This window comes from Peiella sedimenti, assembly GCF_030504955.1.
Classification (GTDB): domain Bacteria; phylum Pseudomonadota; class Alphaproteobacteria; order Caulobacterales; family Caulobacteraceae; genus Brevundimonas; species Brevundimonas sedimenti.
The window spans coordinates 124683-150846 of sequence record NZ_JAUKTR010000003.1; the positions used below are offsets into that span (position 1 = coordinate 124683).

The 26164-nt window shown below is 69.4% G+C and carries 25 protein-coding genes; 7 read left to right on the forward strand and 18 right to left on the reverse strand.

Translation table 11 applies throughout. From position 1 onward, the window contains the following. Positions 1 to 38: 38 nt before the first annotated feature. From Q0812_RS07995 to Q0812_RS08015, 5 genes are all read right to left on the reverse strand, one after another. Complete coding sequence (locus Q0812_RS07995; RefSeq protein WP_302109801.1) at positions 39 to 1517, reverse strand: M56 family metallopeptidase; 1479 nt, start codon at positions 1515 to 1517, stop codon at positions 39 to 41. After that, positions 1507 to 1875, reverse strand: coding sequence for a BlaI/MecI/CopY family transcriptional regulator (locus Q0812_RS08000; RefSeq protein ID WP_302109802.1), 369 nt, complete (start codon positions 1873 to 1875; stop codon positions 1507 to 1509). Before Q0812_RS08000 ends, Q0812_RS07995 begins: the two co-directional genes overlap by 11 nt. An 83-nt stretch (positions 1876 to 1958) precedes the next feature. Beyond that, positions 1959 to 2894, reverse strand: a complete 936-nt coding sequence (locus tag Q0812_RS08005) for a flagellin (RefSeq protein WP_302109803.1) — start codon at positions 2892 to 2894, stop codon at positions 1959 to 1961. Continuing rightward, complete coding sequence (gene flgK / locus Q0812_RS08010) at positions 2891 to 5008, reverse strand: flagellar hook-associated protein FlgK (protein WP_302109804.1); 2118 nt, start codon at positions 5006 to 5008, stop codon at positions 2891 to 2893. The genes Q0812_RS08005 and flgK overlap by 4 nt, the downstream gene beginning before the upstream one ends. Positions 5009 to 5177: 169 nt before the next feature. Then, complete coding sequence (locus tag Q0812_RS08015; RefSeq protein WP_302109805.1) at positions 5178 to 6170, reverse strand: helix-turn-helix transcriptional regulator; 993 nt, start codon at positions 6168 to 6170, stop codon at positions 5178 to 5180. Positions 6171 to 6242: 72 nt separating this feature from the next. Between Q0812_RS08015 and Q0812_RS08020 the strand changes: the two genes are divergently transcribed. Further along, positions 6243 to 6479, forward strand: a complete 237-nt coding sequence (locus tag Q0812_RS08020; RefSeq protein WP_302109806.1) for a hypothetical protein — start codon at positions 6243 to 6245, stop codon at positions 6477 to 6479. Here the strand turns inward: Q0812_RS08020 and Q0812_RS08025 are convergent. From Q0812_RS08025 to Q0812_RS08070, 10 genes are all read right to left on the reverse strand, one after another. Next, positions 6476 to 6898: a DUF1801 domain-containing protein gene (locus Q0812_RS08025; protein ID WP_302109807.1), complete on the reverse strand. Its 423-nt coding sequence runs from the start codon at positions 6896 to 6898 to the stop codon at positions 6476 to 6478. The two genes, Q0812_RS08020 and Q0812_RS08025, sit on opposite strands and share 4 nt — an antisense overlap. Next, positions 6891 to 8009, reverse strand: coding sequence for an acyltransferase family protein (locus tag Q0812_RS08030; protein ID WP_302109808.1), 1119 nt, complete (start codon positions 8007 to 8009; stop codon positions 6891 to 6893). The genes Q0812_RS08025 and Q0812_RS08030 overlap by 8 nt, the downstream gene beginning before the upstream one ends. Before the next feature lie 66 nt (positions 8010 to 8075). Continuing rightward, entirely contained in the window at positions 8076 to 8885 is an 810-nt protein-coding gene (locus tag Q0812_RS08035; RefSeq protein WP_302109809.1) for a hypothetical protein, read from the reverse strand. A gap of 25 nt (positions 8886 to 8910) precedes the next feature. Continuing rightward, positions 8911 to 10332, reverse strand: a complete 1422-nt coding sequence (locus tag Q0812_RS08040; protein ID WP_302109810.1) for an NAD(P)(+) transhydrogenase (Re/Si-specific) subunit beta — start codon at positions 10330 to 10332, stop codon at positions 8911 to 8913. Next, entirely contained in the window at positions 10329 to 10640 is a 312-nt protein-coding gene (locus tag Q0812_RS08045) for an NAD(P) transhydrogenase subunit alpha part 2 (protein WP_302109811.1), read from the reverse strand. Before Q0812_RS08045 ends, Q0812_RS08040 begins: the two co-directional genes overlap by 4 nt. After that, positions 10640 to 10879: a hypothetical protein gene (locus tag Q0812_RS08050; RefSeq protein ID WP_302109812.1), complete on the reverse strand. Its 240-nt coding sequence runs from the start codon at positions 10877 to 10879 to the stop codon at positions 10640 to 10642. The genes Q0812_RS08045 and Q0812_RS08050 overlap by 1 nt, the downstream gene beginning before the upstream one ends. Further along, on the reverse strand, positions 10876 to 12009 hold the full coding sequence (locus Q0812_RS08055) for a Re/Si-specific NAD(P)(+) transhydrogenase subunit alpha (protein WP_302109813.1): 1134 nt from the start codon (positions 12007 to 12009) through the stop codon (positions 10876 to 10878). Before Q0812_RS08055 ends, Q0812_RS08050 begins: the two co-directional genes overlap by 4 nt. Positions 12010 to 12106: 97 nt before the next feature. Beyond that, complete coding sequence (locus Q0812_RS08060; protein ID WP_302109814.1) at positions 12107 to 12628, reverse strand: hypothetical protein; 522 nt, start codon at positions 12626 to 12628, stop codon at positions 12107 to 12109. Positions 12629 to 12719: 91 nt separating this feature from the next. Beyond that, complete coding sequence (locus Q0812_RS08065) at positions 12720 to 13955, reverse strand: argininosuccinate synthase (protein ID WP_302109815.1); 1236 nt, start codon at positions 13953 to 13955, stop codon at positions 12720 to 12722. A gap of 93 nt (positions 13956 to 14048) precedes the next feature. After that, positions 14049 to 14573: a COG3650 family protein gene (locus tag Q0812_RS08070; RefSeq protein WP_302109816.1), complete on the reverse strand. Its 525-nt coding sequence runs from the start codon at positions 14571 to 14573 to the stop codon at positions 14049 to 14051. A gap of 227 nt (positions 14574 to 14800) precedes the next feature. On the opposite strand from Q0812_RS08070, the gene Q0812_RS08075 reads away from it, so the two are divergent. The 4 genes from Q0812_RS08075 (at position 14801) to Q0812_RS08090 (ending at position 18799) form a co-directional block, all read left to right on the forward strand. Next, complete coding sequence (locus Q0812_RS08075; RefSeq protein ID WP_302109817.1) at positions 14801 to 15934, forward strand: DNA cytosine methyltransferase; 1134 nt, start codon at positions 14801 to 14803, stop codon at positions 15932 to 15934. A gap of 40 nt (positions 15935 to 15974) precedes the next feature. Then, complete coding sequence (locus Q0812_RS08080) at positions 15975 to 16295, forward strand: hypothetical protein (protein ID WP_302109818.1); 321 nt, start codon at positions 15975 to 15977, stop codon at positions 16293 to 16295. Then, entirely contained in the window at positions 16292 to 17245 is a 954-nt protein-coding gene (locus tag Q0812_RS08085; protein ID WP_302109819.1) for a glycoside hydrolase family 99-like domain-containing protein, read from the forward strand. Before Q0812_RS08080 ends, Q0812_RS08085 begins: the two co-directional genes overlap by 4 nt. Before the next feature lie 531 nt (positions 17246 to 17776). Further along, positions 17777 to 18799, forward strand: coding sequence for a hypothetical protein (locus tag Q0812_RS08090; RefSeq protein ID WP_302109820.1), 1023 nt, complete (start codon positions 17777 to 17779; stop codon positions 18797 to 18799). Between the two features lie 3 nt (positions 18800 to 18802). On the opposite strand, the gene Q0812_RS08095 is transcribed toward Q0812_RS08090, so the two are convergent. Then, entirely contained in the window at positions 18803 to 20254 is a 1452-nt protein-coding gene (locus Q0812_RS08095; protein ID WP_302109821.1) for a sigma-54-dependent transcriptional regulator, read from the reverse strand. A gap of 112 nt (positions 20255 to 20366) precedes the next feature. Then, positions 20367 to 22142, reverse strand: a complete 1776-nt coding sequence (locus Q0812_RS08100; RefSeq protein ID WP_302109822.1) for a DUF4153 domain-containing protein — start codon at positions 22140 to 22142, stop codon at positions 20367 to 20369. A gap of 126 nt (positions 22143 to 22268) precedes the next feature. On the opposite strand from Q0812_RS08100, the gene Q0812_RS08105 reads away from it, so the two are divergent. Then, positions 22269 to 22514, forward strand: a complete 246-nt coding sequence (locus tag Q0812_RS08105) for an aa3-type cytochrome c oxidase subunit IV (RefSeq protein WP_302109823.1) — start codon at positions 22269 to 22271, stop codon at positions 22512 to 22514. A gap of 20 nt (positions 22515 to 22534) precedes the next feature. On the opposite strand, the gene Q0812_RS08110 is transcribed toward Q0812_RS08105, so the two are convergent. Beyond that, positions 22535 to 22921 (reverse strand): helix-turn-helix domain-containing protein, encoded by a 387-nt coding sequence (locus Q0812_RS08110; RefSeq protein WP_302110120.1) that lies wholly within the window; start codon positions 22919 to 22921, stop codon positions 22535 to 22537. Positions 22922 to 23082: 161 nt separating this feature from the next. Between Q0812_RS08110 and Q0812_RS08115 the strand changes: the two genes are divergently transcribed. After that, on the forward strand, positions 23083 to 26151 hold the full coding sequence (locus Q0812_RS08115; protein WP_302109824.1) for an intermembrane phospholipid transport protein YdbH family protein: 3069 nt from the start codon (positions 23083 to 23085) through the stop codon (positions 26149 to 26151). Positions 26152 to 26164: the final 13 nt, after the last annotated feature.

Below are 26164 nucleotides of genomic sequence, written 5' to 3' on the forward strand. Positions count from 1 at the left end.
CTTCTCCGGGTTTGGGTCTAAGCGTGAAAGGTGGAGGTCTAGGCGCGGGCGCCTTGCGCTCTCAGATAAGCGGCGACATCGGCGTGGCCCTCGCGTTCGGCCATGGAGAGCGGACTTCGCCGTTCCATGTCGCCGTTGAAACGTGGAGCCATGACGGCGAGGTTCGGGTCGGCTCCGGCCTCGATCAGACGCTGGACGACCGGCATCTTGCCTTCTCGGGCCGCATTGATGAGGGCCGTCTCATCCGAGGGCACGATCTGATCGACCCCCGCCCCAGCCGCCAAGAGCAGATTGACCGAATCCAGGTCGCCGCCCGCCGCCGCCTGAATCAGGGGCGAGCCGTCTCCGCTGACGGCCAGGTTCGGATCGGCGCCCGCCGCCAAAAGGGCGCGCACCAGATCGGGCCGGCCGGTGCGGGCCGACAGGATCAACGGCGAGCCGTCGCCGAGGCGAGCCCTGTTCACGTCCGCGCCCTGGCCGATGAGGGCATACGCCTCATCGAAACGGCCCTCGATGAGGGCGTCGATCAATTCGCCGCCCAGGGCGCGCGCGGCGGGACTTGCAGCATCGCGGTCAGCCGTCACCTCGCGCGGCGGCTGGGCCGCCCAGGCCGCGACGCTTCCGCTCAGCGCCAGCAGGACAGCCGCGGCGGCGCCCGCCCTGCGCGCCGTGTTGGAGGGCGCGCCCCGGCTCAGCCAGGCGATGCGTTCAGCCAAGGCGCTCCGGGCGGGCCAGGCGCAGGCCAGAGGCGCCGCGAGCGTCGTCCCGTCAGCCTGGGCCTTGAGCATTGCTTCGGCGTAAGCCTTGCGCGAACCCGGCCGCTCCGCCGCTACCCGCGCATCACAGGCAAGCTCCTGGTCCAGGCGCATGAGCCGCGCGCCCAGATGAATTAGGGGGTTGAACCAGAACAGGCCCTGGAGCAGCAGCGCGGCCGCGTTGACCGCGACGTCTCCTCGGCGCCGGTGAATGTGTTCGTGCAGCAGGATCAGGTCGCGCGCCTCGGGTGAAAAGCGGCGCTCGAAATCGGAAGGGACCAGGATGCGAGGGCGAAGTACGCCGACCAGCAGGGGCCCGACCTGGGGACCGGCCGCGCGCCAGACGCCGCCTTCGACCGGCGACAGGGGTCCGGCGCGGCGGGTGAAGCGCCTCTGGCGGTAGAACTGGACGCCGATCAGCCCGGCGGCGCCCGCGCCCCAGATGGTCAGCGCCAGAACCGTCACGCCGGGCAGGGCGCTTGTCGTGGAGGTTGGGGACGAGGTCACAGCAAGCGTGGCGGTGGCCCGGGTTTGAATTTGCGATGAGGATATCGCGGCGCGCTCTGGCGCGGTTTCGACTTGGACCGTGCGCGGCGGAACCAGCAAGGCCAGGGCCGCGAGAGGGACAAGCAGCCACAGAGTGTAGGCGACCTCAGCCCCGGCCAGCCGACGGGCGGCCTTACGAAGAGCGATGATCACGAGGGTGGCCAGGCCCGAAGCCAGCGCCGCCTTCAGCAGCAGGGCCAGGAGGTCAGCGGCCATCGTCCATCTCCTCTATCAGGCGCTTAAGGGCGGCGATGTCCTCGGGCGTGAGACGCTCGCGCGCCGAAAAGTGCGCCACCAGCGGCGCCACCTGACCGCCGAACAGGCGCTCGATGACTCCCCGGCTTTCGCCATGGACGTAGTCATCGCGGCTGAGCGCGGGACGATAAAGATAGCGGCGTCCATCCCGTTCGGCTGTGAGCGCGCCTTTGGTCAGCAGGCGGCTGAGCAGCGTCTTCACGGTCGCGGCTGTCCAGTTCTGCTCGGCGGCCACGGCGGCGCAGACCTGATCGGCTGTGCGGGGACCGTCCCGCCAGAGGACGTCCATGACAAGGCTTTCGGCGGAGCTGATGCGCATTGATTACACCCGTAGTTGATCTATCGATTACAGATGTAGTCGCACCTGTCAAACGCTCATCTAATCCGCGCAGGATCGGACGATCAGCCCTGGCCGAGCAGGTTCAGCAGCGACACCTGGCGCAGCTGGTTCAGCACCTGGGCCGAGGCCTGGATGGCCACCTGGGACAGTTGCAGGTCGGTGATGGCCTTGGCCATGTCGGCGTCGGTCTTGTCGCCGATCAGTCCAGTGAGGAGCTGATCCTGGGCCTTGTGCGACTCCAGAATGGCGTCGACGCGATTCTGGAGTGAACCATTGCGGGCGCCGGCGGCGATTACGGTCTCGCGGGCGGCGTCGAACAGCGGCAGCTGGTCCTCCAGGAAGTCGCGCTGCGCGTCCGTAAGGGCGCCGGTGAAGGGGCCGTCGGCGCCGTCGTTGAACTGTTGCAGCGCCTTGAAGATGTCGAACAGATCCTGGCCCAGCTCGCTGGCGAGGAAGCCCGTCTGCAGGGTCGAGGTCTCGTCCACGCGTGACGTGGCGCGCAGCTGATCGTTCTGGAAGACGCCCGCCACCGACGGCGCGGCGGCCAGCTCCTCCATGGTGTGGACCGAGACGGAGGGCTCCTCGGTTCGGCCGCCCGAGAACAGGTAACGTCCCTGGTGCTTGGTGTTCAGCCCGTCCTGCACGGCCAGGAAGGCGCTCTGCAGATCGAGCATCAGCCCGTCGACCCGGCCCGAGGCCAGGGCGTCGGCGATGGCCTGGCGCGCGCCCTGGGCGGCGTCCTTGACCCGGTCGATCGCCACGGCCTGGGTGGACAGGCGCGCCGCCACGGCCTCCGAGGTTTCGGTGAACCCCTTCAGCCGGGCCTGGGTGGACTGGAGCGCCGTAAGCGTCTCGGAGGCGCGTCCGAAGCCCTTCAGGTCGGTGGCGACCTTCTGGGTCGAGACGCGGGTCTGGGCTTCCTGGCCGCGTTGCTGGGCGCGCATCAGGTCGGACAGGGCCGTCTGATAGTTGGCGAAGGTGGCGGTGCGGACGCTCATCGCATCATCCCCAGCAGCACGTCGTAGAGATCGCCCGCCGTCTGGATCAGCCGGGCCGAGGCGGCGAAGGCCTGCTGATAGGTGGTCAGCTTGACCAGCTCCTCATCCAGGTTGACGCCCTCCTGGCTGAGCTGGCGGTTGACGGCCTCGTCGTGCAGGGCCTCGGCGGCGGCGCGACGATCCTCGGCGGCGGCGGCCTGGCCGCCCAGGTGGCCTGAGAACTCGGCGGCGTAGCGCGATACGGAAATCTGGTTGGCCGCCGAGCCGCCCGCGGCCTGGAAGGCGGCGGCGCGCTGACCCGCATCAGCCAGCTTCAGCGCCCCGCGGCCGTCGCCCGAGGCTACGGCCGGCACGCCCGCCGCGGCCGTCAGATCCAGCTGGCCCGCCGCCAGCAGGCGCGGCGAGGCGAGGATGTCGGCCCTGACCGAGAAGGCGTCGGCGCGCGAGGCGCGCACACCCTGGCCCACGCCGAACAGCTCAGTGAACGAGACGCCGGAGGGAACCTGGGTCGTGCGGTCCTCCAGCACCGACATGCTGACGCCCGATCCGGCGTTGGCGGTGAAGCTGAGGGCGCCGTTCGCGCCCAGGCTGAAGGTTCCGAACCGCCCCACGCCGGAGGCTGGATCGTTGAGGGCTGTGACCAGCTGACCGACCGTGGCGACGCCGGCTGGAATGGTGAAGGTCAGGTCGCGCACCCGCGCGCCGCCGGCGTTGCGGAAGCGGAAGGCGACGGTCTCGCCCGTCGAAAAGCCGTGTGCTGACGCGGCCGAAAGGCCGGTGTCATAGAGCGAAAGCCGGTCCGCCCTGACCAGATCATTCAAGCCGAAGAAGTGCGAGAAGCCGCGCCCGGCCTTGTCGCTGGCGGCCCCCGCGGGATCGGCCACGGCGACGCCGTTGCTCCCGGCGCCGGTCAGGCTGAGCACGCCGTTCGAGAAGGCCAGGGTGGCCGTTCCGCCCAGCTGGGCGTTGACGTCGGCCAGGAAGGTGGCCGCGGACGACGGCGTCCCGCCCACGGTCAGGGGTGGGCCGAAGACCACGTCGGCGCGGCCGACGATGGCGCCCGAGGCGCTCGTCGCCACGATTGAAGTGGACCCGGTGAAGCCCTGCAGCGCCGTCTCCAGGGTCATCCCGGTGTTGCGGCCCGTCAGGCTGGACGGCGGCGGGGTGGCCGTGGCGGCGTTGTGCCCCCGGTTCAGCTCATCGGCCATGCGCGTCATCAGCTCGGCCAGACGTTCCGCCGCCGCCGGAGCCTCCACGTCGCGAAGCTCGACCAGCCCCTTCAGCTGACCGCTGGATAGGGTGTCGAGCAGGGCGCGCTTCTCGCCCCGCGGCTCGGTGATCCAAAGCTCGCCGAACTGGGTCTCGGCGTTGACCGCCCCGGCCCTCTGGTAGGACAGGCTGGCCGCCCCGTCGCCCGCCAGCAACAGGCCGGCGTTGGTGCGGATCGACACCCCGCCCACCGGCCGCACCGAGGTGCGGATGTCCATGAACTCGGCCAGGCTGGCGATCAGGGCCGCCTGGGTGCTTTCGGCGCCCGTGGCGTCCGACCCGGTGACGTTGGCGCGGGCGATCTCGGTGTTCAGCGCCTCGATCTGGCTCAGCAGGTCGTTGACCCGCTCGACCGCGCTCTGGATGCGGCCGTCGGCGTCTTGGCGGATGTCCTGGATCTGGCCCGAGATGCGCGCCGACTCGTCGAACAGCCCCTGGATGCGGAACAGGACGTCCTGGCGCAACGGCGTCGAGACCGGGTCCTCGGCGATGGCCGAGAAGGCGGCGAACATGGAATCGATCTGGGCGAAGAAGCCGCTGCTCGATCCCGGATCGCCGAACATGGCCTGGATGCGGTCGAAGAGCTGGGCGCGCACCGTCTGGCGCCCGGATTCAGATCCCGCCGTCAGGCTGGCGGCCTGCAGGAAGCGGTCGGTGGCCAGGCGCACGCGCGCCACATCGACGCCAGCGCCGATCCCCTGGCTCGAGACGGCCACCTGGTCGGCGATCTTGCGCACATAGCCGGGCGTGTTGACGTTGGCGACGTTGTCCGAGACCACGCGCAGCTGGGTCTGGGCCGTGTGCAGGCCCGAGGTGGCCGTGTTCAGGATCAGGCTGAGCGACATCTAGAGTCCTCCGCCCGGCAAGGATTGCAGAGCCGCCGGACGATATTGCCCGGTCAGACTGGCGACGCCGATCTGCAAGTCCTTGAAAAACATTGACCTCGTCCACTGGCGGCTGGGCCGCTGGGACGAGGGGCGCAAGGGCCGGGCCACACGCCGGGCCCTTCTCGCCTCAGGCGCCGCCGTGGGCCCGCGCCGCGGCCTCCAGCGCCTGTCTCATCTCGGCCTTCAGACTGTCGGGTCCCGCGATGCGAACGGCCTCGCCCCAGGTGAACAGGTGCCAGGCCAGCTCGCGCATGCCGCTGGAGTTGAAGCGCACCTCGACGCCCCCGTCCGCCAGGTTGGTCAGGGTCTGGGTCGGATGCCAGCGCCAGGCGCGCGCCTCGTCCGCCTTGTCGGGGGCGATATGCAGGACCACCTCCTCCAGTTCGCCCTGGTAGACTCCGAACGAGCGCGAGGCGAAGGCCTGAAGGTCGAAGTCGGCGGGCGGCGAAGCGCGGTCCGGCAGGGCCGTCACGCCCTCCATGTGATCCAGGCGGAAGGTGCGCGGCGCCTCCGGCTGGGCCGAGTCCAGGTCGCCGCCCACCAGATAGTTGGCCCGCCCGAACATCAGGCCGAAGGGCGCGATGCGCCGTTTCCGCCCAGGCGTCGAGCCGCCCATATAGACGAACCCCACAGCTGTTCCGGCCATGATGGCGCGGCGGATCACCGACAGCACCGCCTCATCCTCGAAGGGGCGAGGCCCGGCCTGCACGGCGATCGTCTCGGCCCGCACCAGGGCCTCCAAGTCCGGCGCCAGACGGTTCAGCGTGGTGGAGCGCATGGCGGCTTTGATCTTGTGCTCCAGCGCCTCCAGGGCGGCGGCGCGCCCCGGCTCGCCAGCCCGGCGCAGGGCCTCGGCCGCCTTGGTCAGCTCCAGCAGCTCGGTGGTGTCGGGCGCCTGCTCGAAGGCCGACAGTCCGCCCCGGATGCGCCAGCGCTTTGTGGGCGGATCGGGCACCTCCTCCATCTGGGGATACAGCGCCCAGACGGCGTCGCGCATGCGCTCAGCGGTGCGGCGGCCCACCTCCATGGCGCGGGCCATCTCATCCAGGGTCAGCCCCTCGGCGCTGGCGGCCAGCCGCCGCGCCAGATCCAGCACCATCGCCGCCTTGTCGTGCCGCATTTGTTCTCCTGACCGATTTTGTCGTAACGGCACCCTAACTTGCGATCATCGCATCGCCAAGGAGTTTCCGACATGGCCCGCAAGCTGCTGACCGCCCAAGCCCTGCGCACCGAAGGCGCCACGCTCGACAACGGCCTGATGATCGTGCCCGACGACCGCGGCGGCGCCATCCTGTGGGATCCGCGCGAGGAGCAGGTTCTCGAGACCTACGCCGCCGGCGCCCGCTGCGCCTTCGACGAGGCGGACGAATACTGGATTGAGGCCCGCCATGGATGGGCCGAGCCGGGCTGCTTCGCCCGTGCGGCCTAGGCCGTTGAATACCGTTCGCGCATGGTTGCGACAGACCAGGCGCACAGTTCGCGCAGCGCCGCCGGATCGAGGTCCGACAGCCGGTTGAAGTAGAGACAGGAGACGCTGGTCTTGGCCTTGCCGATGCGGGCCATCAGGTCGGGGCGCTCGCTGAAACCCGGCATGATGTAGAGGGTCATGTTCGCCTTGCGCGGCGAAAAGCCGATGACCGGCCAGTCCGCCGGCTTCTTGGTGGAGTTCACATAGGTATAGCGGCCGTAGCCGACGATGGAGGGGCCCCACATCTGCGGCGCCTTGCCGGTGACCTCGCGCAGCAGGGCGTCCAGCGCGCGGGCGTCCTCGCGGCGGCCGGGATGCTCCACCGCGTCAATGAAGGCCTCGACCGAGGCGTCGGTGGGACGGGTCTTGAGCTCAGCCATGAGCCGATGAAACGCCGGATCGGCGCCTGAGCCAAGCCCCGACCGCGTCGCGGGCCGGGGTCTCGATGTAGCGGTAGGACGCTACGGCCAGGGCGATCACCAGGGCCAGGAAGCCGAGCGTCAAAAGGTCGTTCAGCCACATCGAGCCCAAGTCCACGCGGCGCTCATGGAACAGGCCGAGCTTTCGGGCCGCGATCAGCATCAGCACGATCAGCAGCATATGGATCAGGTAGACGCCGTAGGAGACGTCGCCCAGCTTGACCAGCGGCTTCCAGGTCAGGGCGCGCGCCACCGGACCCCGGTCGCCCGCCAGCACCCAGATCACCGGGGCGAAGACCAGCGACGCCAGAACCGTCCACGGCCCCGTGGCGACCCAGATGAAGGCCAGCGCCGCGAGGATCAGCAGGGCCTCCAGCCAGCCCTTTCCGGGCGCGCGCCGCCAGCTGAAGACGCGATAGACGATCAGGCCCAGGAAGAAGCCGTAGAGCGCCCGGGCCCAGCCGTATTCCCAGGTGGTGTTCATCCAGCGCGGCGCCAGGCTGACCACGATGACGGCGCCCAGAACCGCCAGTATCAGCGACAGGATCAGCGACAGGGCGATGCCGAAGCGCCGCGCCCACAGCATGATCCCGGCGAAGACCACGTAGCAGAGCATCTCGGCCGATACGGCCCAGGCAGGGCCGTTCCAGGTCTGGCTGTCCTCGGTCCCGAGGGCGTGGATCATCAAGAGGTTGGTGACGATGCCGCCGGGGGCCCGATCGCCGGTGAAGGGCGGGACCGGATCGAAGTGCGTCAGGGCGCGCACGACTTCCAGGAGGACGAAGAGGCCCAGCATGACTGCGTGCAGCGGCCAGACCCTGGCCACGCGCTTGATGAGGAAGTCGCGCCCCTGCGCCAGGCCATTGATCCGCTGACCATAGGAGTGGGCGATGACGAAGCCCGACAGAACGAAGAAATAGTCGACCGCCAGATAGCCGTGCATGACCAAAGGCAGGTCCCGCAGATGGCTGTCCACGGGCAGATGGAACAGCACCACTAGCAGGGCCAACACGCCCCGGAGCGCATCGAGGGCGAGGAATCGGGGCTGGGTGGCGGCGGTGGTCTCGGTCACGGATCAGGCTCGCCGCGAGGTGGGGGCGAGCGGATTTAGCGCCGCCTACAGCAGGGCGCTAGGAGGTTACATTGGGATTTCCCGGTCCATCTCACTTGCGCCCGCCGAACGATAGAGGCGGAACAACCGCGGCCACAGCCGCCTCGGGACATTGTCGGCGATGCGCCTGACGCAGCGCAGATCGTTCACCGGGTGACGGTATTGATCCATGAGCACCAGGCGCCGGTTCTGGCTGGCGGCGACGGCGTCGAAGCGCTCGGCGGCCCGAAGCCAGCGCTCCCGATTCCCGAAGCGCTCGAAGCCCCAACCCAGGTCCACCACGCGTCCATCCCAGAAGGTCATGGCCAGGACCGGCATGCTGCCGTGCCACCATCGGCGTTGCCAGGGCTCGCCTGCTTGGTCAGCCTGCGATCGCCACGGATGATAGCCGTAGCTTCCTCCGCGGCGGCCGTCGCCTGCGAAGGCGCAGTGAACGTGCAGGCTGACCATCTGCTCAAGCGCGTAAGTCTGCGGCTCAGCGATCCAGCTTTCGCGAACCACCACGCGGTCCGCATACACCTCCAGCCTGTGGCCCGCGTTCCAGATGAACGCCCCCCCGATCAGGGCGACGCAGAGTCCGGCGCCGAGGCGAAAGACCAGTCGAGGCTTCGGTGCGATGATCGCCAGCCAGATGGAGACATAGGCGAGCACAAGCGCGGGGGCGGCGTAAAGGAGCCAGGATCGGCCGGCCGGCCACCAGAACAAGGGTTCGCCATCGAAGCCGCGTAGACTGGCCACGAACCGGTCTAGCCCCGCCAGGTCGGCCAGCCCAAAAAGGAACAGGCTGGCCGCGACTGCAAATCCCGGAAGGAATTTGAGTGGCTCATTCGGATCCAACCTAGGGATAAAGAAGCGCACCGCTTCACATCCCCTTCACGATCCCTTCGACCATCTTCTTGGCGTCGCCGAACAGCATCATGGTGTTGTCGCGGAAGAAGAGCTCGTTCTCGACGCCCGCATAGCCCGAGCCCATGCCGCGCTTGACGAACAGGACCGTGCCCGCGCGGTCAACCTCAAGGATGGGCATGCCGTAGATGGGCGACTGCGGGTCGGTCTTGGCCGCCGGGTTGGTCACGTCGTTGGCGCCGATGACGAAGGCCACGTCGCAGGCGGCGAACTCGGCGTTGATGTCCTCGAGCTCGAACACCTCGTCATAGGGGACGTTTGCCTCGGCCAGCAGCACGTTCATGTGGCCCGGCATACGGCCCGCCACGGGGTGGATGGCGTACTTCACGTCCACGCCCTCGGCCTTCAGCAGGTCGGCCATTTCGCGAAGGGCGTGCTGGGCCTGAGCCACCGCCATGCCGTAGCCCGGCACGATGATCACCTTGGAGGCGTTCTTCATGATGAAGGCCGCGTCGTCGGCGCTGCCCTGCTTCACCGGCCGGGTCTCGGCCACGCCGCCGCCCGCAGCAGCGCCATCCGCCGCTCCGAAGCCGCCCAGGATCACCGAGACGAAGCTGCGGTTCATGCCCTTGCACATGATGTAGCTGAGGATCGCGCCCGAGCTGCCCACCAGGGCGCCGGTGATGATCAGGGCGATGTTCTCCAGCGTGAAGCCCAAGGCCGCCGCCGCCCAGCCCGAATAGCTGTTCAGCATGGAGACCACGACCGGCATGTCGGCCCCCCCGATGGGGATGATCAGGGTCACGCCCAGGATCAGGGCCAGCAGGAACAGGCCCCAGAAAGCCCATATGGCCGCGCCGCCCGAGCCGATCAGCACCCCGATCAGCAGCATGACGCCCAGGGCCAGGCCGATATTGATCAGGTGCCGGGCGGGCAGCAGGATCGGCGCCCCCGACATGTTGCCGTTCAGCTTGGCGAAGGCGATCACCGAGCCGGTGAAGGTGACGGCGCCGATGGCCAGGCCCAGGCTGAGCTCGATGATGGAGATCAGCTTGATCCCCGTGCCGTCCGCATCCGCGATGCCGAAGGCGCCGGGCGAATAGACCGCCCCCACGGCCACCAGACAGGCGGCCAGGCCCACCAGCGAATGGAAGGCCGCCACCAGCTGGGGCATGGAGGTCATGGCCACGCGCCGGGCGATGACCGCCCCGATGACGCCGCCTACGGCCACGCCGCCGCCGACCATGGCCAGGGTGATCCAGTCCAGCGCGCCCGAGGCGCCCAGCGTGATCAGCGTCACGCCCACCGCCAGAGCCATGCCGGCCATGCCGTAGAAATTGCCCTTGCGGCTGGTCTCGGGGCTGGAAAGACCCCGAAGGCTCAGGATGAAGAGGACGCCCGCGACAAGATAGAGCAGGGCCGCGATGGAGGCGTTCACTTCGCGCGGTCCTTCTTCTTGTACATGGCCAGCATGCGCTGGGTGACCAGGAACCCGCCGAAGATGTTGACGCTGGCCAGAAGGGCCGCGAAGGCCCCTGCGCCCTTGGAGATCCACCCGGCTGTCCCGGTTCCGCTGGCCGCGGCCGCCAGCAGGGCGCCGACGATGATCACCGATGAGATGGCGTTGGTCACGGCCATGAGCGGCGTGTGCAGGGCCGGCGTGACGCTCCAGACTACGTAGTAGCCGACGAAGATCGCCAGCACGAAGATAGCCAGGCGGAAGACGGTGGGATCGACGTGTTCCATCAGCGATTCTGCTCCAGCCGCTCGAGGCGGTCGTCAATGCTGAGCAGGAGGCGAAGGACGCCCCCGATCAACAGCCCGAGGAACGTGACATAGACGCCCGTCATCAAGCCGACCGTGACCCGGGCCGAGTCCGGGGTCGGCAGGAAGGCCGCCGCAATCGCGACCACGCCCAGAAGCGGGCCGCCGATCAGGCAGAGATGCGCCACGCCGCCGAGGAACGTCTTCAGAAGCCGGCTCATCCCGTCAGCCCCTCGTTCACCACCTGGCCGCCCTGGGCGATCAGGGCGGATTTCAGGATTTCGTCGTCCGGGTCGGGCGCCAGTGCGCCGTCCCTGAGCATGAGGCCGAGGAAGGCGTGCAGGTTGCGGGCGTAGAGCGCCGTGGCGTCCGCGGCGATGCGGCCCGGCAGGTTTGACCAGCCCACGATCTGCACCCCGTTCGGGGTGGTCACGACCTCGCCCGGCTTCGAGCCCTCCACATTGCCGCCAGCCTCCACAGCCAGGTCGACGATGACCGAGCCGGGCTTCATGGACGCCACGTGGGCGGCTGTCAGCAGGCGCGGCGCCGGCCGGCCAGGGATCAGGGCGGTGGTGATGACCACATCCTGCTTGAGGATGTGGGCGGCGGTCAGCTCGACCTGCTTGGCCTGGTATTCCGCCGACATCTGCTTGGCGTAGCCGCCGGCCGTCTCGGCGGCCTTGAACTCCTCGTCCTCCACCGCGATGAACTTGGCCCCCAGGCTCTCCACCTGTTCCTTGGCGGCGGGGCGAACGTCGGTGGCGGTGACCACGGCCCCCAGCCGCCGCGCCGTGGCGATGGCCTGAAGCCCGGCCACCCCCGCGCCCATGATGAAGGCCTTGGCCGCCGCGACCGTGCCCGCCGCGGTCATCATCATGGGGAAGCCCCGGCCGTAGGCGGCCGCGGCCTCGATCACGGCGCGATAGCCCGCCAGGTTCGCCTGGGAGGACAGGGCGTCCATGGCCTGGGCGCGTGTGATGCGCGGCACGAACTCCATGGCGTAGGCGGAAGCGCCGGCCTCGGTCAGGGCCTTGAGCGCATCCTTTTCACGGTGGGGATCCAGCAGGCCGATGACGACCGCGCCGGGCTTCAGCGCCAGAATCTCAGGCGCGGTTGGCGCGCGCACTTTCAGCAGCACGTCGGCGCCGGCCAGGGCCGTCTTCAGGTCCTTGGCGACAGTGGCGCCGGCGGCGGCGTAGTCGGCGTCGGGGATTGAGGAGCCGAGGCCCGTCCCGCTCTCGACGATGACTGTGGCGCCCAGGCCGATCAGCTTCTTCGCCGTTTCGGGCGTCAGGGCGGCGCGGGTCTCGCCCTCGCGGCGTTCGCGGGTGACGGCGATAGCGACGGCCAAGCGACTCTCCCTGCCGATGCGACGGAGGTGAGCCTAGGCCGGTTTTCGAAGGTTGGTAAAGGGCGGCCCGACGCGGGGTCCGGCCGCCCTTCAATCCTTAGTGGGCGTGGTCGCCGTGACCGCCCTCGGCCGCGGCCGGGACCGGGGCCGGGGCCGGGGCCTGGGCCGAAGCGGCCGCCGCGCCGGCGACGCTGGCGCGCACCCGGGCGGGAATCCCGCGGATGGCCGGAACGGCCGCCGTGCGCGCCTGGGTCAGGCCCGCCACTTCCTGCTCATTGGTCGAGGCGGCGATGCGGGTGGCCAGGAAGCGGTCCAGCGTGTCGGCGAAGGCGTTGATCTCCGGCTCGTAGCGCACCAGCACCTGATCGACGGCGGCGGCCTGGGCGGCGGCGTCCGTGGCGTTGGCGGTCACGGCGGCTTCGATCTCCGAGCCCATGGCGTTCATGCGCGCCTCGAAGGCCTCGCCGGCCGCCTGCATCTCGGCGTCGGTGGTCGGGGCGGCGACGGCGGCCGCAGCCTCCTGGGCCATGGCCGGGGCGGCGGCGGTCGCCGCCAGCATCAGGGCGCCGGCGCAGGCCAGCACCGTGGACTTGGCCAGCAGTCGGGTCTTGAAAGTCATCAGTTGCGGCTCCGCGCGTTGAAACAGGGCCGCAACAATCGCCCGGGCCCGCGCCCCGCGCACGTGAATTCGCGGCAAGAGACGATTCGCCTCAGGCGCGCCGGTCGCGCTTGGCCAGGACCCGCAGGCGCAGGGCGTTCAGCTTGATGAAGCCTTCGGCGTCGCGGTGATCATAGGCCACGGCGCCTTCTTCGAAGGTCACCAACTCCTGATCGTAGAGGCTGTGCGGGCTCTCGCGGCCCACCACGGTGACGTTGCCCTTGTAGAGCCGGACCCGAACGGTCCCGGCGACCTTCTCCTGGCTCTTGTCGATGGCCGCCTGCAGCATCTCGCGCTCGGGGCTGAACCAGAAGCCGTTGTAGATCAGGCTGGCGTACTTCGGCATCAGCTCGTCCTTCAGGTGCATGGCGCCCCGGTCCAGAGTGATGCTCTCGATACCCCGGTGCGCCGCCAGCAGGATGGTTCCGCCCGGCGTCTCATAGACCCCGCGCGACTTCATGCCGACGAAACGGTTCTCCACCAGGTCCAGCCGCCCGATCCCGTTGTCGTGGCCCAACCGGTTGAGTTTGGTCAGCAGCGTCGCCGGACTCATGGCCTCGCCGTCGATGGCGACGGGATCGCCATGCTGGAACTCGATGGTGATTTCGGTCACCCGGTCGGGCGCGTCCTGCGGGCTGAGCGTGCGCTGGTGGACGAACTCGGGCGCGGCCACGGCCGGGTCCTCCAGCACCTTGCCCTCGGAAGACGAGTGCAGAAGGTTGGCGTCGACGCTGAAGGGCGCCTCGCCACGCTTGTCCTTGCTGATGGGAATCTGGTGCGCCTCGGCGAAGGCCAGCAGGGCCTCGCGGCTCCGGAAGTCCCACTCGCGCCAGGGGGCGATGACGTGGATGTCGGGCTCCAGCGCGTAGTAGCCCAGCTCGAAGCGGACCTGATCGTTGCCCTTGCCCGTGGCGCCGTGACAGACGGCGTCGGCGCCCACCTGGCGGGCGATCTCGATCTGGCGCTTGGCGATCAGCGGCCGGGCGATGGATGTGCCCAGCAGATATTGCCCTTCATACAGGGCGTTGGCCCTGAACATGGGGAAGACGTAGTCGCGAACGAACTCTTCCCTCAGATCGTCGATGAAGATGTTCTCGGGCTTGAGGCCCAGCTTCAGCGCCTTCTCCCGCGCCGGCGCCAGTTCCTCGCCCTGGCCCAGGTCGGCGGTGAAGGTCACGACCTCCGCGCCGTACTCGGTCTGCAGCCACTTCAGGATGATGGAAGTGTCCAGCCCGCCGGAATAGGCCAGCACGACCTTCGAGGGCTTGAAGTCGGAGGAGCGGGGCATCAAGGGTCCTTGCAGGTCAGGCAGGGGAGGACGGACGCGCGCCTTGAACGGCAAAGCGCCCGCCGATGCAAGCGGTCAGGGAAAGGTTCGGCCTCAGCCCTGGCGCGGCCGGCCCTGCTCGTCGGTTCCCAGGATGAAGGCGGTGGTGGCGCCGCAACCCCGCAGCGTCTCCTGACCGAAGCGCACCTCCGCCGTCAGCGGATACTGCCGGTCGCTCATGCCGTCGGAACACGGGCCCTCGGTGACGTTGATCACCAGGGGCGTCCCGTCCGCCGCCTCGGTCGTCCAGGTGGCCCGGTCGCCGCCCGCATCGACGCCGCGGTTGGGCGCGGTCACCTCGGGCCGGTCGACGCCGGTCAACTTGATCTGGTCACGCCGGATTTCCACGGCCCAGAAGGGCTCCGTGCCCAACAGATTGATGTCCGTGGTCAGGTTGACCCCGTTCACCGACGGGGGAGGCGGCGTCACCGGCCCCGGCTCCTCCCCGGCGGGAGGCTGCCCGCCCGGCGTCATGGCCGGCGGTCCTTCGGGCTCCTGGGTCGGGGTTTCAGGCGAACAGGCCGCTAGGCCAAGGCTCAAGGCGAGGGCCAGCGGCGGGACCATCAGAAAGGGACGCATGAAGGAGTCTCCTTTGGGTCGATGTGAAGCCATTGGCATAGGAAAAGCGCGAAACGGTCAAGGGATGCGCCGGCTTCGCCTCGAGTGGCGCTTATCCACGCGCCCGCGGGGCCGGTTAGGGTTCAGGGGAGCTTTGGCGGATCAGACGGTGTTTCGGAGTCCGGTCGCACATGTCGGATGGCTCAGGCCCAGCGCAGGGAGCCGCCCGACTCATGCTTAGAAGGGTCATGGCCCCGGCCCCCACCTTCATGGAATTCTTCGCCGGGGGCGGCATGGCCCGCTTGGGGCTGGAGGGCTGGCGTTGCCTCTACGCCAACGACCTCGATCCCATGAAGGCGCGGGCCTATGCCGAGAACTTCGGCGCCGGGCACTTGGTCCAGGCCGATGTCTGGAGCCTCGGGCCGGACAGCGTGCCGAGCCCGGTCGATCTGGCCTGGGCCTCGCCGCCTTGCCAGGACCTGAGCCTCGCCGGCCAGCGGGCGGGCCTGTCGGCCCGGCGCTCCGGCGCCTTCTGGGGCTTCCACCGGCTGATCAAGGCGCTCTCCCGGCAGGGCCGCGCGCCCACGACCGTGGTCATCGAGAATGTCACAGGCCTGCTCACCTCGAACGGCGGGGCCGATTTCGCCGCCTTGTGCGAGGCCCTGGCTGATCTCGGCTATCGTGTCGGCGCGCTGGAGGCGGACGCCGCCCTGTGGTCGGCCCAGTCCCGCCCGCGCGTCTTCGTCATCGCCACGCGCGGCGATCCGAAGGGGCTGACAGTCGAGGATCCGGGGCCGCCCTTTCACAGCGACCGGATTCGCACGGCCCACGCCCGTCTGGGCTCCGTGGCCAAAACAGCCTGGGTCTGGTGGCGACTGAACCAGCCGACGCCGCCGGCTCAACGCCTCATCGATCTGCTGGAGCCGGACGCAGGCCGCCGCTGGTTCACGTCTGAGCGCACGGACCGCCTCATCGCTCAGATGGCGCCCCTGCATCGCGAGCGGCTAGGCCAGGCCCTGGCGTCCGGACAGCGCACCGCCGCCGCCGTCTATCGCCGCACGCGCCACGAGGACGGCCGGCGCGTACAGCGCGCCGAGGCCCGCTTCGACGGTCGTGCGGGCTGCCTGCGCACGCCCGCGGGGGGCTCATCGCGCCAGTTCGTTCTGGTCATCGAAGAGGGCGGGGTGCGGGCCCGGCTCCTCACCGCCCGCGAGGCGGCGCGGCTCATGGGGCTGCCCGACGCCTACCGCCTTCCCGCCAGTGAGCAGGCGGCGCTGAAACTCGTGGGCGACGGCGTCTCGCCCCACGTCGTGGCGGCGCTGAACCGCGACATCCTCCTGCCCCTCGCGCGCGGCCATGGCGCGGAGCGGCAGGCCGGGTGAGGCTGGACACGTCCCCGCCCATCCGCTTCCCTCGACCTCGATGAAGTCCAAGCCGCCCGAAAACCCGTTCGAGGCCGCGCGTGAGGCGGCGCGGCGACGTGCGCTGAGGGCGCTGAAGCGGGCGAAGAAGGTGGCGGCGCAGACCGGCGTCGAGTTGTCCGAGTGGGAGGACGAGTTTCTGGGTTCGGTGTCCGAGCGCGTCGAGACCTATGGCCGCGCCTTCGCCGATCCGGACAAGGGCGCCATGGGCGCGCCGCTGTCGGCCATGCAGGGTCAGAAGCTCAAGGAGATATCCGCCAAGGCCAAGGGTCAGCCGCTCAAGCCGCGCTGGGGCCGCAGGAAGCCCGTGGGCGGCGCATGAGCTGGACGCGGCGTCACGCACTGGCGGCGGGTGCGGCCGCCATGGCGCTGACCGGGTGCGCGCGGGCGCAGGGCGCCGGCCGTCGGGTTCTGGCCTTCTATTACGGCTGGTACGGACCCCAGGCGCACTGGCCCCCGGCCGAACCGATCCTGAACCAGCCCCTGGGCGGCGAGCTGTACGACAGCCTTGATCCCGCTGTGGTGGCGCGTCAGCTGGACCAGATGGCCGAGGCGGGGATCACCGGCCTGATCGCCAGCTGGTGGGGTCCGGGCGACCGCACCGACCGCAATCTCGACCTGCTGCTGCCCGCAGCGGCCGAGCGGGGCCTGAAGGCGACGGCCTATCTGGAGCAGGCCGATACGGCCGCGGCCGCCTCGCGCCAGCTGGCGGCCCTCTACGGAAAGGCCCGGCATCCGGCCTGGCTGCGGGTGGGCGAACGCCCCGTGCTGTTCGTGTTCGATCGCGTCCTGCAGACACTGGGAGAGGAGGGCTGGCGCCGCGTCGCCAACCCCGGCTTCTTCATCGTCGGCCCGGCCAATGACCCGGAGGAGGTCCGCCGCCGCGCGCCGCTGTTCGACGCCCTGCACATCTATTCGCTGACCTTCAAGACCGACGGCTGGCGCTGGCTGCTCGGCTTTCAGGCGCGGCGCTGGATGCGGCGCTGGGTCGAGGCGCAGGGAGACGCCGCCGTCACCACGGCCACGGTGTTGCCGGGCTTCGATGACCGCCACCTGCGCGCCGGAGATCGCCCGGTCACGCCCCGGCGCAATGGCGAGACCTATGACGAGCTGTGGCAGGCCGCCGTGGCCGCCCAGCCGGATTGGGTGCTGATCAACTCATGGAACGAGTGGCACGAGGGCTCCGAAATCGAACCCTCTGACGAGAACGGCGCCCGCGAATTGAACGCGACCCGGGCCTGGACCCAGCGGTTTCTGGGCTCTCAATCCTGAGTTGCCAAACGCCTTCCCCTGCGGAATGTTTGCCGGTGCAAAAAGGGGGGAGATCCGGATGGTCAAGGCAAGCATAGACGCGCACGTGGACGCGGCGTCCGAACATGTTCTCACCGACCTCTATGGAGGCGTGCCCTATGATCGCGACCGTCCGTTAGGGTCTGACTCGGGGGGATACATGATGACGCCCACGGCCGTGAGAGAAGCTGCGCGCCGCATCCTTGAACGTACGCAAGCCTCAGTCCCCCACAAGGCGATCACGCTGCCGGCGGCATATCCCACGCCCAAGATTAAGCTGGTTGCGGACCTGAATGGCGACCTTGCCGAAAGAATAAAGAAGGTGGGCTCCTAATGTCGAAGATGACATCGTGCAGTCTGGCTGCGTTTGCTCTGTTGGCGGGCCCCGTTTCGGCTGGAGAGTTGGCGGCGTTCAAGGATCCCTGCGCGGCCTCTGGCGCAGGGGCCATGTCGCCCCAGCGGGTTCTGACTGTCCTTCTCACCGCGGCCGGGGTGCCCTGGTCTCCTGAGGTGATGACCGCCTACACCAATACGATCGATGGGAATTCGTCCGGTGCGACCCTCGCCACCTTGCCCGGCGAGGCGGGGCCTCGACGTGCACTGCTCAACAAGACCGCGGATCTGATTGGTCAGGGGCCCGGCGCCCCAGAGAATGGCGTCACCGCCACGGCGCGGGAGGGTCAAGCCTTTGCCTTGGCCGAAGCCTATCTGTCAGGGGACTTCGAGGTTCTCACCATCACCTGTCCCTCGCCCGGCGGCGGAAACGCGACGCCCGCGCCCTACGACCGGCGACTGATGATGGGCGCCAGTGTCGATGATTTAACCCAGGGCTCTCTGTCAGATCGAGGCTTCGCGACCCTTAGCTACGTGGATGACCATGCGTCGAACAATGAGTTCATCGACATCAATGCCGTCTTTGGCGTGGGGGCTTTTGAGTCCGGACAGGTACAGTGGATACCCTATGTCGGCTATCAGCGTCGCACCGAAGTCGCTAAGGAAATCAATGATCTGACCTTCGGCGTGACCGGTCTTTGGCGGCCCTATGGTCATGAGCTGCGGTTGGGGTTCGCCTACGAGACCGACGACGAGTTCGAGTCGGGTCTGTATCAGGTCCAGTTGGATTGGGAACTGCCCAGCTTCAGCTTCTGCCGCGATCAGGTTCGCTACGGCGAAGGGGCGGATCAGTATCTGACCTGCCGTTTGGGCTTCAGGACCGACTACGTCGAAGTGGGCGACCCTGGAGACAAGATCGACCTATCCAAGGTGGACCAGTTCTGGCGCTTGGGGGCCTGGACGCGGTTGGTCTACGGGCGCGAGCTATCCAGCGGCGGCTGGGGACGCGTCAGTTTCGACTATGAGGTCATGGAGCCGCTGCAGGACGACGTGGGCGATGCCGCCGTGGGGCGGATAAGGCTGGAGTACCTGCCTAGCAAGCGATCCAATTTCAGCGTCGGCGTCAGTTACGAGAACGGTGAAGATCTGAGCAGCCTGACTCGAGCCGAGATTTTCAAGCTTACTTTGGGTCTCCGCTTCTGATCCCTAGCCCACGGCCTTCAGGTGCTCCTCCAGCCCCTGTTCGCGCACCTTGCGATAGAGGGTCGAGCGGCCGATGCCCAGGCGGCGCGCCACCTCGGTCATGTGCCCGGCATAGACGTCGATGGCGTGCTGGATCAGGTCGCGTTCGACCTCCTCCAGCTTGCGCAGGTGGCCGCGCTCGTCGAGGAACCGCACAGGCGAGTCCGGGATGAGGCTCTCGGCTTGGTCCGCCGCCGCCATGCGCTCAGGTTCGGCCGCAGTGCTGGGCTCAAGCGGAACGGAGACGCCTGAAATGGCCGGAAAGTCGTGCGGCTGCAGCCAGGGTCCGTCGGCCAGGACGATGGCGCGATAGACGGCGTTCTCCAGCTGGCGAACATTCCCCGGCCAGTCGAAGGCCTGGAGCATGGCCAGGGTCTGGGGCGAGGCGCCCGCGACCTTGCGGCCCTCCTCCACGTTGAACCGTTGAATGAAGTGATCGACGAGGGCCGGGATGTCCTCGCGGCGTTCGCGCAAACTGGGCGCCTCGATCGGATAGACGTTCAGACGATAGAACAGGTCTTCGCGGAAGCGCCCCTGCGCCACCTGATCGGCCAGGTCGCGGTTGGTGGCCGACAGGATGCGCACGTCCACCTTCACCGGCCGCTTGGCGCCGATGGGGTCGATTTCGCCCTCCTGCAGGGCGCGCAACAGCTTGACCTGCATGTCCAGCGGCAGCTCGCCGATCTCGTCGAGGAACAGGGTGCCGCCGTTGGCCTCCTGGAACTTGCCCAGGTGCTTGTCCGTGGCGCCGGTGAAGCTGCCCTTCTCGTGGCCGAACAGGATCGACTCCACCAGATTGGCGGGCAGGGCGCCGCAGTTGACCGCCACGAAGGGCTTGCCCGAGCGGTCGCCGCCGCCGTGGACGGCGCGGGCGATCATCTCCTTGCCGACGCCGCTTTCGCCCAGGATCAGGACCGGGATCGAGGCGCGCGCAGCCCGTTCCCCCAGCGCCTTGACCTGACGCATGGCGGGCGAGGTCCCGATCAGGTCCTCAAAGCCCGTGCGGCCGGTGGCCCGCTTCTTCAGGCGGCCCACCTCCGCCACCAGATCGCCCATCTGCAAAGCGTTGCGGATGCCGACCAGGATACGCTCAGGAGAGGCCGGCTTTACGAAAAAGTCCTGGGCCCCGGCCTGCATCGCCTTGACCACGGTCTCGATGCCGCCCGACGCCGTCAGCACGATGAAGGGGCAGGCGACGCCCGCCGCGCGCGCCTCCTTCAGGGTGTCGAGACCCGACTTGTCCGGCATGACCAGGTCCAGCAGCACCACATCGGCCCCACCGCCCGAGGTCAGCCGGTCCAGCGCCTGATCGCCGCTCTCGGCATGGACGACGGCCAGGCCTTCGCGGTCCAGAACCGCCTGGATCAGCCTGCGTTGCGTCGGATCGTCATCGACGACCAGCACGGTCTTGGCCATGCGCCTTCACCCTCACCATCACGCCCGGCCCGGCGCGCCTTCTTGAGCGGGGCGCGGCTCGGAGACGGGCTCCATCTGTCCCAGACTAGGACGCGACCGGTGAAGATCGGGTTTAAGGGGCGGGCGGAGCGACGACGGCCTCGGCGGGAGCGCCACGGGGCTCGCGGTCGCACGGCTCGATGGGGTTCGGCCGCAGGCGCAGTCCGCCGAGGCTTAGGTCCGGCCAAAGGGGCGGGGCCGTGGCCAGTCCCCCCTCCTGCAGCCGCGCGCGCAGATCGGCCGTGGCCTCGTCGCCGCACATGGGTTTGGAATAGGAGAGCGCGCGGTCCCAGCCGTCAGGGCCCTGCCGCCACGCGCTTAGCTCATGGGCGGTGATGAGCAGCGCCTCGGCCCCGCCGTCGCCATTCAAGTCGCGCATCTGCACCAGACAGTCTCCAGAGGCCCGGCACTGGTTGCCCATGTAGCCGGGCAGGGCCTCGATCAATCCCTCGGGAACCGCGGAGCCCTCGGGCCAGGGGGTCAGCCGCACGGGCAGCCCCTCCGTTTCGATGGGACCGAGGTCATAGGGCTGCTCCGCCGCCTTCGCCTCCCGCGCGCGGCGGGCGATCTCGGCGTTGGGCGAGCGGGTCAGGCGCGCGAGCGCCGCCTCGCCGAAACGGCCCGAGCGGAAGCGCAGGAAGGCGTAGTCGAAGTCGGCCGCGCTGACCGCGCCCCGCTGAAGCCGCGCCGTCTGATCTGCGACCGACAGCCGCGCCGGATCCGCCAGGGGCGAGAACAGCGCCAGGATCACCGCCAGCACCAGCCAGGCGGCGGCCACGTTCGTCTTCTCCAGCGGCCGCATCCACGCGCCGGGCCTGACAGCGGCGAAGGCGTAGCCGCCCGCATAGACCGCGCCGATCAGGGCGCAGCAGGCGGCGATGATGCGCTCGGGCGTCAGGCCGTGCTGGCCGATGCGAAGCGACAGGCCCCAGACGGCGATCAGCACCAGCGGAACCAGCAGCACCGCCGCCACCCGCAGCGTCCAGCGCAGGAACATGGGCGGATGCGTCTCTTCCGTGTCGTCCTGATAGGCCGCGTTGATCAGAATGATCAGCCCGGCCGCCGCCGCCAGCACCAGGGCCGTGGCGCTTCCCGCCGCCCACAGCTTGTCGATGCCGGCGAAGGGCACGGCGATCAGGAACCCCGCCGCCAACAGGGTCAGAAGCGGCGACAGCCACGAGAGCAGGGTCAGCCCGATGGTCCGGACGCCCCGGATCAGCCGGTCCGACACGTCGGTCAGGGCCACGCCCAGGGCAAACGCCACCGTGGTGACGGGCAGGGCGAACCAGGGCTCCTGGATCAGGTCGCGCAGGAAGTTGAGGCCGATCAGATGGAACAGGGCCGAACCCAACAGTAGGGCCAGCCACACCGCGCCGGTGAAGGCCAGCGACAGGGCCAGTTGCACCGCGGCCTTCCAGGCCAGGTCGAAATATTCGGGATAGGGCGCGACCAGGCGCCGGTTGCGCAGGGCCGGAATGACCAGGTGGTGGGCGATGAACAGCCAGACCGCCAGGGCCAGAGGCAATAGCGGATTATCCAGGTCGATGCGGGCGGAAAGGCCGCCTTCGGACTCCCGCCACAGCCCGTACCAGCTCAAGCCGGCCACCACGGCGGCGGCGGCGGCGGCCCAGGCGATCAGCCCGGCGGTCCTGACCCGGCCCAGCCCGCCCAGAACCACCACGGGCGTGAAACCCACGACCATCAGCGCCAGGAACTCGGCGCGCGAGACCTCCGGCTCCAGCGTGCGGGAAATGAAATACAGCAGCAGGCCCTGAACCAGTCCCACGGCCAGCCGCGTCCACAGGATCCAGCGGCCCCGCTCGTCCGCCGCCGCCGCGGGCTCGTTCATGTCCGGTCTCCCCTCGACCGGCGCATAGGACACGGCTTTCAGCCTTTGGGGAAGCGCCTCTTGAGCCCACGGCGCGGGCCGCTATAGTCCGCGCCGTTTCGACCCGCCCAACTCAGGACCGACCCCATGGCCGACCCGCACGCCCACGACGCCGACTATCACCGCGGCGAGATGGAGATCGCCGAGCAGGAGTCGACCTGGGACCTGTTCATGGCCTTCTCCAAGTGGGGCTCGCTGCTGATCGCGGCCACGGTGCTGTTCTTCACCATGTGGTTGTTCCCCCGCGGCGACTTCATGGCGGCCCTTGTGGCGACGGTCGTGCTGGTGGCGGGCGGCATCTTCTTCCTGCGCAAGAAGCCCGCTGCGCACTAGACGCTGTGGGTGGAGGCCGTTCAGGCCTCCGCGCTCTCGGCCCCCACGTTCAGCGACTTGGCCAGGTCCAGCAGGCGCCGGCGCGGCCGCTCGCCCAGTTGGTAATAGGCGTCGATCAGGTCGAGCGTTTCCTTGCGCGAGAACATTTCGACGCGCTTCTCGGCCGGCTGCTCACGGCGCTCCAGCGCCTCGGCGAGGCCGTCGTAGAAATAGCTGATCGGCGATTCCAGCGCCTCGGCCAGCTGCCACAGGCGCGCGGCCGAGATGCGGTTGGCGCCGCATTCGTACTTCTGAATCTGTTGGAAACGGATGCCCACCTGCTCGGCCAGCTGCTGCTGCGTCAGGCCCAGCAGGCGGCGGCGGCGGCGCAGACGGCGCCCCAGGTGAAGGTCGATCTCGGTGGCCATGGGCTTCTCCCCGCTGTCGATACGTCCCATTGCGGGACGGTTCGCCTGTCACGCTTCAAGGGCTGTGCCGCACCTCCCTTCGCAGGCGTAATGAGCCAAGCTGGGCTTTGCGCGTTTGCAGGCGTTGGCGCGACCGTGCGCGTGTGAAAGATTGGCGGCGTATGGACGAACCGGCCTCCCCCGTTCCGGATCAGGCTGAACCGACGCGGCGCGCTAGGCCGAGGCGCGGGCGCCTGGCCGGACGCGCCCTTCTGCTGGCCGGGATCGCGGTCGTGGCCATCGCGGGAACGGCCTGGCTGGCGCGTCGCGCCGCGGCGGACCGCGCCCTCACCGACTGGCTGGCCAGGAACGGCGTCGAGGCCGAGGTCGAGATCGACCGGCTGGAGCTGGACGGCGCCGTCGGCTCGATCCTTGTGGGCGATCCGCGCGATCCCGAGTTGCGTGTCGAGCGGGTCGAGATCGACTACGGCGTCGCCTGGCCCTGGGCGCGCGGCGGCTTTTCTGTGACGCCCGAGCGCATCCGACTGGTCCGACCCCAGGTGAAGGCGCGGCTGACGGAGCAGGGCCTCAGCTTCGGCTCGCTGGATCCGCTCATCGAAGAGCTGACCAGCCGCCCGTCCGATCCCGAGGCTCCGAAGCCCGAGATTCTCGTGGAGGGCGGTCGCGGACGCCTGCTGACGGAATGGGGCCCGATCACGGGAACCTTCGATGCGCGTCTCGCCGAGGGGCGGCTGAATCGGCTGGCCGCCGGCCTGCGGTCCGCCAGCCTCGATTTCGGTGAGACCGACGTTGTAACCGGCCCGCTGTCCCTGCGTCTGCGCCGACAGGGCGAGCGGCTGGATGTGGAGCTTGAGGGGACGGTCACCTCGCTCACCGGCCCCCTGGGGTCGCTGCGCGGCGCCGAGGCTGCGCTGGAGCTTGAAGCGCCCTATCCCGATCTGGAGCGCCGCTCCGCCGACGGGGCGCTGGCGGGATCCCTGGCCCTTCGCGCGGAGGGCGGCGTTCTGGGCGGCGCCTCGGCTGAGACGGTGCAGAGCCTGATCCGGTTCGAGGGACAGGCGCGGGGCGGCTGGGCCGATCTTGATCTCAGCCTGACCGTGGCGGGCGACGCCACGGCGGACGCCCTGACCACGCCCGATGTGCGCATGAACGCGCTTGCCGCCGACTTCGGTCGCGGTGAGCTGCAGCTGTCGCGCGCCGCCGATCACCTCTCCTGGCGGTTCACCGGGCCCATCCGTGCCCAGGCCGGCCTATGGCGCACCGGCGACCTGACGCTCAGGAACGCGGCCACCACTTCCCGTCTGACGGCGACGAACGACCGCATCAGCCTGTCGGGCGCCTGGAGCGGCCGCGGGGCCTGGACCGCCATGGGTCCGCCGGAGGCTGGAGACATCGCCCAGATCGCGGCCCTGAAGCGGGCCCTGGGCGACTTCGGCCTTGAGGCGCCGCGTCTGAACCTGACCATCGCCGGTGGCCGCACGGCGGCCACGCTCGGCGCGCCGTTGATCCTGTCGCCGGCCAGTGGCGGCCGCGTCACCGTCACACAGGCAGGCGGGCCGGTCTATGACAGCGCCCGCTCCGGCGGGGCGCTCAACCTGCAGATGGAAGGCGGCGAGCTGCCCCAGGGCGATGTCCGCGTGACCCGTTGGCGCATGGGCGGCGGCGGCTTCGATGCGGATGTCGACGGCCGCATCGGCTGGGACTTCGACCTGGCGCGCGGCGTGGCGCTGGAGGCGCGGGGCCGGCTCACGGCGACGAACGGCGTCACCAGCTTCGCTCTGGCGGGCTGCGCGCCCTTCACCGTCGAGAGGTTGGAACTGGGCGAGAACGACGTCCGCGCCCTGTCCGGCCGCCTCTGCCCCTCGGGCGGACCGGCCCTGCGCCTGGCGGGCGGCGGCTGGCGCGTGGGCGGCCGCATTGAGGGCGGGGCGGCCGAGGCGCCCTTCCTTGAGATGGCCTTCACCGGCGTTGAGGGCGCGCTCACCGCCTCGGGCGCGGGACGCAACAACCGCCTGGAGGCGCCCAGCCTCGTGGCCACCGCCCACGACCGCGCCGCCGCCGAACGGTTCCGGCCCATGCGTCTGAGCGGCCCCGTGGCCATGACCAACGGCGACTGGCGGGCGCAACTGAACTTCCGCGCCGAGGCGCGGCCTGAGCCGCTGGGCACCCTGATCCTGACCCACGCGGGGGCGAGCGGCGTGGGCGGCCTCGACATCCACGCGCCCGAGATCGTCTTCGCCCAGGATGCGCTTCAGCCGGCCCACCTGTCGCCCTTGGCCAACGCCGTCTCCAAGGCGGACGGCCAAGCCGGCTTCGATGGGCGCGTAGGCTGGTCGGCCTCGGGCCTCACCAGCGACGGCGTCCTCACCATCCCCAGCCTCGACTTCGACAGCCCCGCCGGACGGGTGAGCGGCCTGTCGGGGCGGGTGGTCTTCGACAGCCTGGTTCCGCTGTCCACCGCGCCAGGCCAGAGCCTGACCGCGCGCCAGGTGACCACCGCCGCCGCGCCGCTGGAGAATGTCGAGATCGGATTCCGCCTGACGCCCACGGCGCTGGAGCTGTCGGGCGGCCGTTTCGCCGCCGCCGACGGCGTGGTCGAGGTGGAGCCCCTGTCGATCCCTCTGACCGAGACGACGCCCATCCAGGGCGCGGTGCGCTTCGAGCATGTGCAGTTGGGTCAGCTGTTCGCCGCCTCCAGCTTCGCCGAAAAGGTGCGCATGGACGCGGTCGTCAGCGGCCGCGCGCCCTTCATCTGGAACCGGGGCGACCTGACCCTGATCGACGGTCACCTCACGGCGGATCAGCCCGGGCGCATCTCCATAGCGCGCGAAGCCCTGACCTCTGTCTCGGCCGAGGGCGGCGGCGAGGAGGCCCAGCAGATCGGGCCGATCCAGGACATGGCCTATCAGGCCATGGAGAACCTCGCCTTCGACACCCTGTCTGTCGAGCTGAACAGCCTGCCCGAGGGTCGCCTGCGGATGCTGTTCGACGTGGACGGCCGCCATGACCCGCCGCAACACCAGGAGATCCGCCTGACGCTGGGCGAGCTGATCTCGCGCCGTTTCCTGGATAATGGCCGCACCCTCCCGCTGCCGTCGGACACGCCGGTGGATCTGACGCTGGACGTGACGCTCAATCTGGATCAGTTGCTGGAGGACCTGGCCGAGCTGCAAAGGGCGCGCGCCGGGCAACCTTCACGTTCAGCCCCCGTTCAGCCCGTGGAGCGTTAGAGTGACCCTCAAC

What these genes read in the sequence shown, in the direction of transcription:
- Q0812_RS08085 (WP_302109819.1), top strand. Translation starts at nt 16,292, where the DNA reads ATGAGCTGGACGCGGCGTCACGCACTGGCGGCGGGTGCGGCCGCCATG.
- Q0812_RS08020 (WP_302109806.1), top strand. Translation starts at nt 6,243, where the DNA reads ATGGCCCGCAAGCTGCTGACCGCCCAAGCCCTGCGCACCGAAGGCGCC.
- Q0812_RS08070 (WP_302109816.1), bottom strand. Translation starts at nt 14,573, where the DNA reads ATGCGTCCCTTTCTGATGGTCCCGCCGCTGGCCCTCGCCTTGAGCCTT.
- Q0812_RS08025 (WP_302109807.1), bottom strand. Translation starts at nt 6,898, where the DNA reads ATGGCTGAGCTCAAGACCCGTCCCACCGACGCCTCGGTCGAGGCCTTC.
- Q0812_RS08015 (WP_302109805.1), bottom strand. Translation starts at nt 6,170, where the DNA reads ATGCGGCACGACAAGGCGGCGATGGTGCTGGATCTGGCGCGGCGGCTG.
- Q0812_RS08105 (WP_302109823.1), top strand. Translation starts at nt 22,269, where the DNA reads ATGGCCGACCCGCACGCCCACGACGCCGACTATCACCGCGGCGAGATG.
- Q0812_RS08000 (WP_302109802.1), bottom strand. Translation starts at nt 1,875, where the DNA reads ATGCGCATCAGCTCCGCCGAAAGCCTTGTCATGGACGTCCTCTGGCGG.
- Q0812_RS08005 (WP_302109803.1), bottom strand. Translation starts at nt 2,894, where the DNA reads ATGAGCGTCCGCACCGCCACCTTCGCCAACTATCAGACGGCCCTGTCC.
- Q0812_RS07995 (WP_302109801.1), bottom strand. Translation starts at nt 1,517, where the DNA reads ATGGCCGCTGACCTCCTGGCCCTGCTGCTGAAGGCGGCGCTGGCTTCG.
- Q0812_RS08115 (WP_302109824.1), top strand. Translation starts at nt 23,083, where the DNA reads ATGGACGAACCGGCCTCCCCCGTTCCGGATCAGGCTGAACCGACGCGG.
- Q0812_RS08110 (WP_302110120.1), bottom strand. Translation starts at nt 22,921, where the DNA reads ATGGCCACCGAGATCGACCTTCACCTGGGGCGCCGTCTGCGCCGCCGC.
- Q0812_RS08100 (WP_302109822.1), bottom strand. Translation starts at nt 22,142, where the DNA reads ATGAACGAGCCCGCGGCGGCGGCGGACGAGCGGGGCCGCTGGATCCTG.
- Q0812_RS08090 (WP_302109820.1), top strand. Translation starts at nt 17,777, where the DNA reads ATGACCGCCTACACCAATACGATCGATGGGAATTCGTCCGGTGCGACC.
- Q0812_RS08095 (WP_302109821.1), bottom strand. Translation starts at nt 20,254, where the DNA reads ATGGCCAAGACCGTGCTGGTCGTCGATGACGATCCGACGCAACGCAGG.
- Q0812_RS08080 (WP_302109818.1), top strand. Translation starts at nt 15,975, where the DNA reads ATGAAGTCCAAGCCGCCCGAAAACCCGTTCGAGGCCGCGCGTGAGGCG.
- Q0812_RS08060 (WP_302109814.1), bottom strand. Translation starts at nt 12,628, where the DNA reads ATGACTTTCAAGACCCGACTGCTGGCCAAGTCCACGGTGCTGGCCTGC.
- Q0812_RS08050 (WP_302109812.1), bottom strand. Translation starts at nt 10,879, where the DNA reads ATGAGCCGGCTTCTGAAGACGTTCCTCGGCGGCGTGGCGCATCTCTGC.
- flgK (WP_302109804.1), bottom strand. Translation starts at nt 5,008, where the DNA reads ATGTCGCTCAGCCTGATCCTGAACACGGCCACCTCGGGCCTGCACACG.
- Q0812_RS08045 (WP_302109811.1), bottom strand. Translation starts at nt 10,640, where the DNA reads ATGGAACACGTCGATCCCACCGTCTTCCGCCTGGCTATCTTCGTGCTG.
- Q0812_RS08075 (WP_302109817.1), top strand. Translation starts at nt 14,801, where the DNA reads ATGGCCCCGGCCCCCACCTTCATGGAATTCTTCGCCGGGGGCGGCATG.
- Q0812_RS08065 (WP_302109815.1), bottom strand. Translation starts at nt 13,955, where the DNA reads ATGCCCCGCTCCTCCGACTTCAAGCCCTCGAAGGTCGTGCTGGCCTAT.